The organism is Paenibacillus sp. FSL M7-0802, assembly GCF_038004945.1.
Taxonomy (GTDB): domain Bacteria; phylum Bacillota; class Bacilli; order Paenibacillales; family Paenibacillaceae; genus Paenibacillus; species Paenibacillus polymyxa_B.
The window spans coordinates 215406-227335 of record NZ_JBBOSD010000001.1 but is presented as its reverse complement, the minus strand read 5'-3'; the positions used below and the strand labels follow the sequence as shown (position 1 = coordinate 227335).

Sequence of the window (11930 nt, the reverse complement as noted above, 5' to 3'; positions counted from 1 at the left end):
CCGTTTTATAGATGGGTAAAAATTAAAATTTATTTTTGATTATTTTTGTATTACTTATTTTCAAATTAAAACAAAAGTGTTATAGTCTCCATAAACAAAGAATAACCACTGTAATAAAGCCTTTCAAAACTAAAACTAAACTTGGAGGTCTTTTTCCTATGGTACAAAGTCTGTGGATTTCTTCACAAGCATCTGAGCAGAAAAGCACGCTGGAACAGCTCGTATACCGTTCTAACCTGATTGGCACAGATAGGAGTGTGTGCAACTGGGGAGGCGGCAACACTTCGGCCAAAACGATGATACAAGATTTTCGTGGGCGTGAAGTAGAAGTGATGTACGTTAAGGGCAGCGGTTCCGATCTCGCAACAATGAAAGCGTATAACTTCACAGGGCTTCGTATGGAGGATATTCGTCCTTTATTTGAAAGGGAAGATATGTCTGACGAGGATATGGTCGCATATTTGGCGAACTGTATGATAGATGCCAAGCATCCACGGGCTTCAATTGAGACGCTATTGCATGCTTTTCTGCCTTTTAGACATGTGGATCATACACACCCGGACGCGATTATTAGCTTGTGCTGTGCGCACAACGGCAAGGAAATCGCTAAGGAAATTTTCGGTGACCGTTTTGTATGGGTGCCTTATATCCGTCCTGGCTTTAAGCTATCGAAAATGATTGCCCAAGGTGTACTCGATCATCCACAAGCTGAATTGGTATTGATGGAAAAGCATGGTCTGGTTACGTGGGGAGAGACATCCGAAGCGGCTTATGCGAAAACAATCGAAATCATTCAAGAAGCAGAAAGCTATATTAAAGCTCGTCAAGAGGAAAAGCAGGCATTTGGAGGCACAAAATATAAAGCGCTTACTTATAAAGAACGCCGTAGCATTGCATCCCAGGTCATGCCATCCGTCCGTGGTGCAGTCAGTGATGAGAAAAAGATGATCCTCACCTTTGATGACGCGGAGGATGTGTTGGAGTTTGTGAACGGCCGGGATTCTGCTGCTTTATCCCAGGTCGGGGCTGCGTGCCCGGATCATCTGGTCCATACCAAGATGAAGCCACTCTATGTAGATTGGACACCGGATGTGGAGGATGTAGAGGGCTTGAAAGTTAAGCTTGCCGAGGGTATAGCAGCCTATAAGGAGCAGTATCAAGCTTATTTCGAGCGCAATCGGCATGAGGGAGATGTTATGTTTGAGGCTGCGCCACGTGTAATTTTGATTCCGGGTATTGGTATGATCAACACAGGAAAAAGCTGGAGCAACGCGCAGGTAAGCGGCGCCTTGTATCATCGGGCTATTGCTGTCATGCGAGGAGCAACGGCGTTAGGAGAGTTTGTTTCACTCAGCGAGAACGAGTCATATAACGTGGAATATTGGCCGCTGGAGCTTTATAAGCTGTCACTCGCGCCAGCAGAAGCTGAATTTTCCCGTAAAATTGCGTTCATTACAGGCGGTGCAGGCGGAATTGGCAGTGCAACCGCACGTCGTTTGGTAGATGAAGGCGCACATGTCGTACTGGCAGATCTGAATCTGGAAGGCGCGCAAAAGGTAGCCGCAGAGATAAATAGTAGCTACGGAGAAAATCGTGCCATCGCCGTAAAAATGGATGTGACGCAGGAGGAGCAAATTCAGGCTGCCTATGCAGAAACGGCATTGACCTATGGCGGTGTAGATACCATCGTCAACAATGCAGGCCTTGCTACATCCAGTCCGTTCGATGAAACATCGTTAAAGGAATGGAATTTAAATGTGAATGTGCTGGGAACGGGTTATTTTCTGGTTGCACGAGAAGCGTTCAAGCTCATGAAGGAGCAGACACTTGGCGGCAGCATGGTGTTCGTCGGCTCCAAAAACTCGGTCTACGCAGGAAAAAATGTAACAGCCTACAGCTCGGTCAAGGCGCTGGAAGCGCATTTAGCCCGTTGTATTGCCGCAGAAGGCGGTGAATATGGTATCCGTGTGAACACCATTTTGCCGGATGCCATTCTGCAAGGCTCGGCAATCTGGAACTCCAATTGGCGCAACGAGCGCGCTGCCGCCTACGGGATTGAGCCCGACCAGCTGGAGGAACATTACCGCAAACGGACGACGCTGCTGGTCAACATTTACCCGCAGGATATCGCCGAGGGCATTGCCTTTTTCGCCTCATCCAAGGCAGAGAAAACGACAGGTTGTATGCTGACCATCGACGGTGGCGTTCCCGCAGCATTTACACGCTAGCCGAATTAAAATGAACCTATGTAAGCGATAGACTCATTTCAACGGCTCAACACTTAGGATTATAATGAACTAATTTAATGTACTAATCTATTTCACTAAACCAAGCCACATGACGATAGTTTCGAAGGGCTTATACACACTAACACTTTAAAAATAGAAGTGACTTTATGGGTGGTCAGCAGCAGAGCGGGCGGAATTGTTCTGAAGAAACGATGTGTTCGCCTTTGCAACGGGATTTTAACCTTATCATGTGTTATAAAATGAGAAATCCCGTTGCAACAGCGATCGGAAGAATAATCCGCACGCGAAGCGGCCTCCCGTAACTCACTTCATTTTCCAAGGAGGAACCACGATGAGTGACAAAGCGTACGCCTTATTCGAGGAGCAACAGCAACAACGGGGCATTGACCTGGAGCAAGTAAAGGCAAAGCTGAAAGCGCTTAGCATAGAAACACCATCCTGGGGATATGGCGACTCAGGTACACGGTTTAAAGTCTTTCAGAAAACAGGCGTGCCGCGTGATCCGTTCGAAAAGTTGGAGGATGCTGCGCAGGTTCATGCCGTGACAGGCCTATGTCCATCCGTTGCGATCCACATTCCGTGGGATACAGTAGACAATTACGGCAAGCTTCGCAGTCATGCCGAAAGCTTGGGACTACAGATTGGGGCCGTGAATCCCAACCTGTTTCAAGACGAGGACTACATGCTCGGCAGTGTCACCAATGTAGACCCGGCCATCCGCCGCAAGGCCATCAACCATTTGCTGGAATGCGTGGATATTGCGAAGGAAACGGGCTCTAACGATTTTAGCTTATGGTTCGCAGACGGAACGAATTATCCCGGCCAGGGGGACATTCGCAAACGGAAAAATTGGATGCTGGAAGCGCTCAGTGAAATGTATAAGGCGCTTACTCCTGACATGCGCATGTTGATTGAATACAAGGCGTTCGAGCCAGCCTTTTACCATACGGATATTGCCGATTGGGGTATGGCGTACAATTTCGCAACCAAGCTGGGGCCGCAGGCACAGGTGCTGGTGGATACAGGGCATCATCTGCCGGGAGCCAACGTGGAGCATATTGTCGCGTTTCTAATTGATGAGAAGCGATTAGGTGGTTTTCATTTTAATAGCTACAAATATGCGGATGATGATCTGATCGTGGGCTCCGCGAATCCGTATGAACTGTTCTTGATTTTTTATCAGATTTTGAATGCGGCTCAGGATGCGGATGCGGATATTCGCCATACCGTCGATAAAATTGCTTATTTGATCGACCAATCGCACAATATTGAACCCAAAATTCCGGCGATGATTCGCTCGGTGCTGAATGTGCAGACTCAATATGCGAAGGCACTTCTGATCAATCATGCAGAGGTGGAGGAAGCGGCGAGTCGCCAGGATGTGCTGGGTGCGGAGGATGCCGTGCGCCAAGCGTTTGAGTTCGATGTGGCACCATTGCTCAGAGCGATCCGTGAAGAGCAAGGGTTACCGGCAGACCCGATGAAAGCCTATTTAGCGTCTGAGTATGGCACGCAGATTTTGCAAAGAGGCAAGGGTGGTGCAAGCTGGTGAGCATCCTCGCTTATGATTTGGGGGCAAGCAGCGGCAGGGTTCTACTCGGAGAATTGACAGATTCACGTATAGTGGTGGAGGAAATTCACCGCTTTTCGAATGATCCGGTCAAGGTTGGGGAGCGTCTGCACTGGGATCTGTTGCGTCTGTATCACGAGGTTCAGCAAGGCTTGCTCAAAGCCAAGCATATGAGAGTGAATCCGTCCAGTCTTGCGATTGACTCCTGGGCGGTCGATTTTGGATTAATTGGGAAAACCGGAGAATTGCTGGGGAACCCTTATCATTATCGGGATTGGCACACCCACGGGGTGATGGAAGAAATACAGGAACGGCAGGGAAAAGACTTCATTTTTCAGCGTACAGGCATTCAGTTTTTGACGTTTAACACGATTTATCAGCTGGCTGCTATGCGAAATGCGAGTTCACCGTTGCTGGAGCAGGCAAAGCATTTCTTGATGATTCCAGATCTGCTGCGGTATTTTCTGACAGGTGAAATGTACAATGAGTTTTCGAATGCGACCAGCACGCAATTATATAATCCGTTGCAGCAAAAATGGGATGATGAGCTTTTGTCTGGAATCAATATTCCCCGTTCCTGGTTTGGTGAGGTACTGGAGCCAGGAAATGTTGCAGGAACTATCCGCTCGTCGGTCATGACCGATCTGGGTATTGGGGCGATTCCTGTAATTGCAGTAGCAGAGCACGATACGGGATCTGCTGTGGCTGCCGTGCCTGCGCTGGAGCACTCGTTTGCGTACTTGAGCTGCGGAACATGGTCCCTGATGGGAACGGAAACGGCACAGCCTGTAATCAATGACGATACGCTTCGTTTTAATTTTACGAACGAAGGTGGGGTCGGTCGAACTTACAGGCTGCTTAAAAACATTATGGGCTTGTGGATTTTACAGGAGGCGCGCAGAGAATGGGAGCGGCAGGGATACTCCTATTCCTTCCCCGAACTGGTTCATATGGCAGAACAGGCTCCAGCATTCACTTCTTTGATTGACCCGGACGATGAACTGTTTCTGCACGCCGGGGATATGAAAACACGTATTCGCCAATATTGCCGCAACACCGGGCAGCCATTGCCCGAGACGCCGGGAGAAATCACGCGCTGTGTTTTGGAGAGTCTGGCGTTAAAGTACCGTTACATTTTGGAGCTTACGGAGCAGGTGTCAGGACAACGGTTTAATGGTTTGCATATGGTCGGAGGAGGGATTCAAAATCGCTTGCTGTGCCAATGGACAGCTAATTCGATTCAAAAACCAGTGTGGGCGGGACCTGCAGAAGCGAGCGCAATCGGCAATCTTGCGGTACAATGGATGACACAGGGAAAGTTCGCCGATATATGGGAAGCACGCCGGGTCATCGCGGATTCTATTTCCGTGGAGGAATATGAACCTGCCGAGTCAGAAGCGTGGGAGGATGCCTACGGGCAATTCCGGCGGGTGCGGGACTTTTTGTACATTAAAGATGTGGAGTGAGATTGCCATGCTGGTCGCAGAAAGATATGAGATGATTGTGCAGCTCGTTAATGAAAAAGGAAGCATACGGGTGTCCGAATTGAGTGAGTTGTGCAAAGTAACGGAGGAAACGATCCGCCGTGATCTGGACCGCCTGGAGCAGGCGGGACGACTGCGCCGTTCGCATGGGGGAGCGGTCAGTGTCAAAAACGAGCAGCCTGAAACGCCCTATGCGGTACGGGAAATTATGAACGCAGAGGAAAAGCGTAGGATTGCCGAGGAAGCGGTCAAGCAGATTCAGCCGAATGATCGTATTTTGCTGGATGCCAGCACAACCGCCTGGTATATGGCGTCAAGTTTACCGGATATTCCTTTGACAATATTAACAAATTCAATTCGGGTAGCTACAGAGCTGGCGGGTAAGGAAAAAATCGAGGTCATTTCGACGGGCGGGCAGTTGCTTCAACGCTCGTTGTCATTTGTAGGCCCGCTCGCAGAGCGTTCACTAGAAACCTATTATGTGGATAAATTGTTTTTCTCCAGCCAGGGGGTTCATCTGGATCGCGGTATTAGCGAATCAAATGAACTGCAAGCTCGTTTGAAGCAGAAAATGGTCAGCATTGCAGACCGTGTGATTTTACTGGCGGATGCGAGCAAATTTGGGCAACAGGCGTTTACGCATGTCGTGAACCTGTCGCAGGTATCCGAGATTATTACGGATTCGCGGTTGTCGGACCCGATTCGCAGTCAACTTGCGGAGCTGGCTATTCCAGTCACGGTTGTGTGAAGCGGGGAGTTTCCAAGGTGAAGGCCGCTTTGCGTTTCATTTGGTCTTACGATCGCTATTGCAGTGGGATTCTTTGATGATGTAAAAAAGTTATAAGTGAGAATCCCACTGCAAGCTTCTAAAGTATCACTTCCCCCGGATTTTTAGCATTGAGTAAAGAATCTGGGGGCAACAGCGATGGGAAGCACCATCTGACTGCGCAGCGGCACTATAGGTAACCTTTCAGTTATAAAGTAATAGCTATTCCATGGACGGAAGGGTGTTCCGTATGAAGGTATCTTTATTTATTACCTGCCTAAGTGATGCGATTTATCCCAAGGTAGGGGAAGCGATGGCACGCTTGCTTGTCAGATATGGTGTTCAGCTGGATTTTCCGAAGATACAGACATGCTGCGGACAGCCATCCTATAACAGCGGCTATTGGGATGAAACGAGGGTTGCGGCTAAAACGATTTTGAAAGCGTTTAACGACAGCGATTTTGTCGTATCTCCTTCCGGCTCTTGCACATATATGATTCATCATTACCCGGAGTTGTTTAAGGATGAACCCGAATGGCTCGATTCGGCACGGAGGCTGGAGCAAAAGACGTATGAGTTTACGCAATTTATGGTGCAGGTGCTTGGCGTGACCGATGTGGGCGCGTCTTTTCCGCATACGGTAACCTACCATCCGTCTTGCCATGGCACACGTTTGCTCGGCGTGAAGGAGGAACCGATGAAGCTGCTTGGCAGTGTAAAGGGGCTGCAATTAGTACCACTTCCCTTTGCTGAGGACTGCTGTGGCTTTGGCGGGACTTTCGCGGTGAAAATGCCGGATATTTCGGGAGCGATGGTGACTGAAAAAGTGGACCACATCAGGGAGACCGAAGCCGAGGTACTGGTCGGACTAGATATGGCCTGCTTGATGAACATTGCTGGAAATCTTCGGTATCGGGAGGAGCCAGTTCGGGTGATGCATCTGGCTGAGCTGCTGTACGAAGGGGTGAAGCACGCATGACCGCCGTACACTCACATTCCATGAACCAAAAGGTCAAAAAACGCGCAGAGCTGGCCCTAAATGATGATTTTCTGCGGAATGCAGTTCGTTTCACTACGGAGCGGCTGCGCAACGGCAAGCGGGTGGCTTCAGAACAGCACGGAAATTGGGAGGAATGGCGGGAACGGGGCCGTCAAATTCGTCTGCATACCATTGCCCATCTGGACTATTACTTAAATCTATTTGTAGAAAATGCCCGTGCCAACGGGGTGCATATTCATTTTGCCGACACAGCAGCCGATGCTGTACGTATTACACTGGATATTGCTGCGCATAGCCAAGCCCGCTCCGTCGTCAAATCCAAGTCGATGGTGTCGGAGGAGCTGCATTTGAATCAGGCACTGGAAGGGGCGGATATCGAGACGATTGAAAGTGACCTCGGTGAATATATTATTCAACTGGCAGGAGAGCCCCCGTCTCATATCGTCATTCCGGCGATTCACAAAAACCGTTATCAGATTGCCGAGCTGTTATCCAAAGAAGCAGGGGAGAAATTGTCCGCGGATACGACGATTTTGGCGGGCTTTGTCCGCAAAAAGCTGCGTGAGAAGTTTCTAGAAGCGGATATTGGCATGACCGGGTGTAATTTTGCCATCGCCGAGACAGGCTCCATGGTCCTGTTTGAAAATGAAGGCAACGCACGAATGGTATCCACTTTGCCCAAAACGCAAATTACGCTGATGGGCATGGAACGGATTATTCCATCCTGGACGGATTTGGAGGTGATGGCTACATTACTGCCACGATCCGCTACTGGACAGAAGCTGACCATGTACATGTCTGGTATTTCAGGCCCTCGGCGCAGCCAAGATGCCGATGGGCCTGACGAAATGCACATCATCATCGTAGATAACGGACGTTCACTACAGCTAGGCAATCCCGAGTTTCAAGAGTTGCTGAATTGCATTCGCTGTGGGGCTTGCCTGAATGCCTGTCCAGTGTACCGACACATTGGCGGGCATGCGTATGGCGGGACATATAGTGGCCCTATCGGTGCAGTGCTTACGCCTGCCCTTCATGGCAACATCGAAGAGTGGAACGATATTGCGAGTGCATCCAGTCTGTGTGGTGCGTGTTATGAAGCCTGTCCGGTCAAAATACCGCTGCATGATATGCTGGTATATTTGCGTAGACGTAAGGTAGAGGCGGGACAAGGAGATAAGCTGGAAACAGTAGGAATGAAAGGTTTTGCGACCGTGGTTTCCAGCTCGAAGCGATTCGCAGCGGCGATTCGGCTAGGGCAGATTGCTCAGAAAGCGGTCGTTCGTAAGGGCGAAATTACCCTAAAGCTGGGCCCCCTAAAGGGATGGAATACGTACCGTGTGGCTCCCTCTTTGGCGAAAAAATCCTTCCGTCAGCAATGGAACACGCTGGAGCATAAGCTGGAGCAGGAACGCAATGTGATGCAGCCGGATGTTCTCAGTCGAATGGAGAAGATTTTGGCAGATAGAAGTAAAGGAGGGACGCAGCATGAGTGAACAGAGTAATCCTTCTGCGCAAGCAAAAGCGGCCCATGAAACGTGGCTTCATCAAATGGAAGCAGAATCCCGTGCCAAGCAGGTACGCTTTATGGACGACATCGCGACGCGGCTCAAGCGTCCACGACAAACGGAACCGCCAGTTCAGCCGTTTCGCGGGGCACCTGCATTTTGGCACGAATTCGAATGGAGCGCGGAGCAGCGCATCGAAGAGTTCACCGCCAACTTTACAAGTGTTGGCGGGCATGTCGTGCGTCTGTCGGATTTGGAGCAGACCGCAGACTGGATCGCGCACAAAGCGCGAGAGCTGGGAGCGGCCTATATCGTCCGGCAGAATGAGCCGGACCTGGATGCGCTCCAGCTGGAATTGGCGCTGCCGGAAGTCCGTTTATCGGTGTGGAACACCGATCCAGTCGAGGATTGGAAGGCCCGCGCCGCCGAGGCGGATATCGGCATCGTCATCGCCGACGAAGCGGCTGCTTACACCGGTTCGGTAGCGGTGCTATCCTCGCCGGAGAAAGGCCGTGCGGTCAGCCTTTTGCCAACTGTACTGATCATTCTTCTGCCAGTAGAGCGCTTGCGAACACGGCTGGGCGAAATTCTAAGCCATTTTGACGAAGCCGGGCGTGAGCAACTGCCCGCAGGCATTCATTTTATTACTGGACCGAGCCGCTCGTCGGATATTGAAAATGATCTGACGATCGGTGTACACGGGCCGGGTATCGTCTATACACTGTTGATTGGTTAGTTTGTAGATGGATTAGCAGGTAGACTGGCGGACCTTCAATTCAAAAGCAAGGGAGGCTGGCTCCAAAGGCTGCCCGTTCAATTGCTGATATAATGTACGGAACATTTCCTGTCCGATTCCCTGCAACGGGTTCGTAATATTGGTCAGTCCCATGGCGTCGGCTACCTGACTTTCGTCAGCTTCAAAGCCGACCACTGCCAAATCTCCTGGAACCTTCCACCCTTTACTACGAGCAGCTGAGATAATACCGCATGCCACCAAATCATTGGTTGTCATGATGGCATGGGGACGTTCCTTTAAAGACTCCAGCTTGGCGAACGCTCGCATTCCGTCCTGCACCGTATGGATACCACTGAGCAACCATTCCTCATTCACTGGCAGCTTCCTTGCCGCGAGCAGGTCATAATAGGCCTGGAGTCTTCTTTGGCTGTTTACGCTGTTTTTTCTGCCTACGGTGCAGGCGATTTTTTCAAATCCTAGCTCGGCCAAATGCTCTAATCCAATCCGAAATCCTTCATAATGGTCGAGATAAATGGATGAAATCTCTTTATTTTTTAATGGCTCGCAGGTCACAATCGGCCCATACTTGGTGTAATGCCTCACAGCAGACCAATCCAGCATACGCCGTAAAATGACGATCCCGTCCACTTTTTTCTGCCTCAAAAGCTCTAACGCCGCGCTTTCCAAATCCTGATTTTCCTCCGTCTGGTAGATCAAAACCTGATAATCTTGCTCTTTACCCGCATTGGATACTCCCTTGATGATTTGCATGTAATAATTATTAATCGTTGGGGTCATGATCCCAATAACCTTGGTACGGCCTACTTTCAACTGCACCGCATTAATATTCGGAATATAATCCAGTTCCCGAATGACTTCCATCACCCTGGTCCGCGTTGCTTCACTGACATATGGATGATGATTAAGCACACGAGACACGGTACTTGTCGATACCCCCGCAATTTCAGCAATTCTTTTTATATTATGCATGACATTCAACTCCAAAAATTTAGTTCTTGACCTGGAATGCATCCCAGATTGTAGCATGAAAGCATAAAGCGTATGCAGCAATCCGGGATGCATTTGAAGGACATGGGTTCCGCATACTTCTTCACAAATTATAACCTACTTGGAGGAATGCAACATGCAACAGGCAAAAGGTTTTCCCAAGAACTTTCTATGGGGCGGGGCAGCCGCTGCCATGCAGATTGAAGGGGCTTACAACGTAGATGGAAGAGGACTCTCGATTTCTGATGTATTTACCTTTGATCCAGCACTCGACAAAAAGCATTGGCTGGATCAGTGGCATATGATGACCCATGCGCAGGTCAAGGAAGCATTGGACCCAAACAGCACCAAAAATTATCCAAAACGTCGGGGAAATGATTTCTATCACCGTTATGAAGAAGATATTAATCTGCTGGCCGAAATGGGTTTTAAATGCTTCCGCACTTCCATTTCCTGGACACGTATTTTCCCGAATGGCGACGAGACAGAACCCAATGAGAAAGGGCTGCAATTCTATGACAAGGTTTTTGATGCCCTGCTGGCCAAAGGAATTGAACCTGTCATCTCGCTGACCCATTACGATATGCCTTTGTATCTTGTCACCGAATATGGTGGCTGGAAAAACCGGAAACTGATTGAATTTTTCGTCCGTTTTGCCGAGACTGTATTTACCCGTTACAAGGATAGAGTAAAGTACTGGATTACGTTTAACGAAATGAACTGTGTCAAACACCATCCGTTTGTCAGCGCGGGGATCATTGAAGAGAATCACCCGAATCTGGAGCAGGACAAGTATCAATCTGCCCATCATCAGTTTATAGCTAGCGCGCTGGCAGTCAAAGCCTGTCATGAGATTATACCGAACTCCCAGATTGGGTGTATGATCAGCTATCTGTTGCTTTATCCGAATACTTGCAATCCGGATGATGTGCTTGAATGCCAAAAGGAAGAACGAGTGTCCTTCTTTTTCAGTGATGTACAAGCTAGAGGGTATTATCCGTCCTATACCGCACGTATGTTCAAAGAAAAGGGTGTTGTTCTGCATAAAGAACCTGGCGACGATGAAATCTTGCGAGATAACCTCGTGGACTTCGTGTCCCTGAGCTACTATATGTCCAACAATGCCAGTGCCACTGCCGATCAGCATGCCAAAGCAAGCGGAAATCTGATTGGTGGCGTGAAGAATCCTTACCTCGAGCAGTCCGAGTGGGGATGGCAGATTGATCCTAAAGGATTACGTTATGCGCTTAATAACCTGTATGACCGCTATCAAAAGCCACTGTTCATCTCAGAAAACGGCGTGGGTGCGACAGATCAAATGAATCCTGACGGCACCATTAACGATGATTACCGTATCGACTATCTGAAAAAACATATCGAGCAAATGAGGAAAGCCATTGAGGATGGAGTGGACCTGTTCGGCTACACCGCCTGGGGTCCCATCGACATGATCAGTGCTTCGACCTCACAGGCATCCAAGAGATACGGCTTCGTCTACGTCGACCAGGATGATCTGGGCAACGGAACACTGAACCGCTACAAGAAAAAAAGCTTTGACTGGTATAAAAAAGTGATTGAATCGGGCGGAGAAGTGCTCTAAACGGAGGCG

9 protein-coding genes are annotated in these 11930 nt (G+C 49.3%); 8 read left to right on the top strand and 1 reads right to left on the bottom strand.

The window, feature by feature from the left end; translation table 11 throughout:
- The first annotated feature begins 158 nt into the window (after nucleotides 1-158).
- The 7 genes from MHB54_RS01330 to MHB54_RS01300 all read left to right on the top strand — a co-directional run bounded on the left by MHB54_RS01330 (nucleotide 159) and on the right by MHB54_RS01300 (nucleotide 9313).
- On the top strand, nucleotides 159-2228 hold the full coding sequence (locus MHB54_RS01330; RefSeq protein WP_264453838.1) for a bifunctional aldolase/short-chain dehydrogenase: 2070 nt from the start codon (nucleotides 159-161) through the stop codon (nucleotides 2226-2228).
- Nucleotides 2229-2580: 352 nt separating this feature from the next.
- On the top strand, nucleotides 2581-3801 hold the full coding sequence (gene rhaI / locus MHB54_RS01325) for an L-rhamnose isomerase (protein ID WP_028542339.1): 1221 nt from the start codon (nucleotides 2581-2583) through the stop codon (nucleotides 3799-3801).
- Nucleotides 3798-5285: a rhamnulokinase gene (gene rhaB, locus MHB54_RS01320; protein ID WP_340981353.1), complete on the top strand. Its 1488-nt coding sequence runs from the start codon at nucleotides 3798-3800 to the stop codon at nucleotides 5283-5285. Before rhaI ends, rhaB begins: the two co-directional genes overlap by 4 nt.
- Before the next feature lie 7 nt (nucleotides 5286-5292).
- On the top strand, nucleotides 5293-6051 hold the full coding sequence (locus tag MHB54_RS01315; RefSeq protein WP_023988422.1) for a DeoR/GlpR family DNA-binding transcription regulator: 759 nt from the start codon (nucleotides 5293-5295) through the stop codon (nucleotides 6049-6051).
- A 268-nt stretch (nucleotides 6052-6319) separates the two neighbouring features.
- Nucleotides 6320-7048 (top strand): (Fe-S)-binding protein, encoded by a 729-nt coding sequence (locus MHB54_RS01310; protein WP_025724218.1) that lies wholly within the window; start codon nucleotides 6320-6322, stop codon nucleotides 7046-7048.
- The gene (locus tag MHB54_RS01305) at nucleotides 7045-8565 is read left to right on the top strand and encodes a LutB/LldF family L-lactate oxidation iron-sulfur protein (RefSeq protein WP_028542337.1); all 1521 of its coding nucleotides are present in this window, start codon (nucleotides 7045-7047) and stop codon (nucleotides 8563-8565) included. Before MHB54_RS01310 ends, MHB54_RS01305 begins: the two co-directional genes overlap by 4 nt.
- Entirely contained in the window at nucleotides 8558-9313 is a 756-nt protein-coding gene (locus MHB54_RS01300) for a LutC/YkgG family protein (RefSeq protein ID WP_028542336.1), read from the top strand. Before MHB54_RS01305 ends, MHB54_RS01300 begins: the two co-directional genes overlap by 8 nt.
- Nucleotides 9314-9325: 12 nt before the next feature.
- Here MHB54_RS01300 and MHB54_RS01295 read toward each other — a convergent pair whose 3' ends face one another.
- Nucleotides 9326-10303, bottom strand: a complete 978-nt coding sequence (locus MHB54_RS01295; RefSeq protein WP_028542335.1) for a LacI family DNA-binding transcriptional regulator — start codon at nucleotides 10301-10303, stop codon at nucleotides 9326-9328.
- 154 nt (nucleotides 10304-10457) lie between these two features.
- On the opposite strand from MHB54_RS01295, the gene MHB54_RS01290 reads away from it, so the two are divergent.
- Nucleotides 10458-11921, top strand: a complete 1464-nt coding sequence (locus MHB54_RS01290) for a glycoside hydrolase family 1 protein (RefSeq protein WP_264453836.1) — start codon at nucleotides 10458-10460, stop codon at nucleotides 11919-11921.
- Nucleotides 11922-11930 lie beyond the last annotated feature (9 nt).

Bases quoted from the DNA above. Each gene is read 5' to 3' on its own strand.
- MHB54_RS01330 (WP_264453838.1), top strand. From the start codon at position 159: ATGGTACAAAGTCTGTGGATTTCTTCACAAGCATCTGAGCAGAAAAGC.
- rhaI (WP_028542339.1), top strand. From the start codon at position 2,581: ATGAGTGACAAAGCGTACGCCTTATTCGAGGAGCAACAGCAACAACGG.
- MHB54_RS01315 (WP_023988422.1), top strand. From the start codon at position 5,293: ATGCTGGTCGCAGAAAGATATGAGATGATTGTGCAGCTCGTTAATGAA.
- MHB54_RS01310 (WP_025724218.1), top strand. From the start codon at position 6,320: ATGAAGGTATCTTTATTTATTACCTGCCTAAGTGATGCGATTTATCCC.
- MHB54_RS01305 (WP_028542337.1), top strand. From the start codon at position 7,045: ATGACCGCCGTACACTCACATTCCATGAACCAAAAGGTCAAAAAACGC.
- MHB54_RS01300 (WP_028542336.1), top strand. From the start codon at position 8,558: ATGAGTGAACAGAGTAATCCTTCTGCGCAAGCAAAAGCGGCCCATGAA.
- MHB54_RS01295 (WP_028542335.1), bottom strand. From the start codon at position 10,303: ATGCATAATATAAAAAGAATTGCTGAAATTGCGGGGGTATCGACAAGT.
- MHB54_RS01290 (WP_264453836.1), top strand. From the start codon at position 10,458: ATGCAACAGGCAAAAGGTTTTCCCAAGAACTTTCTATGGGGCGGGGCA.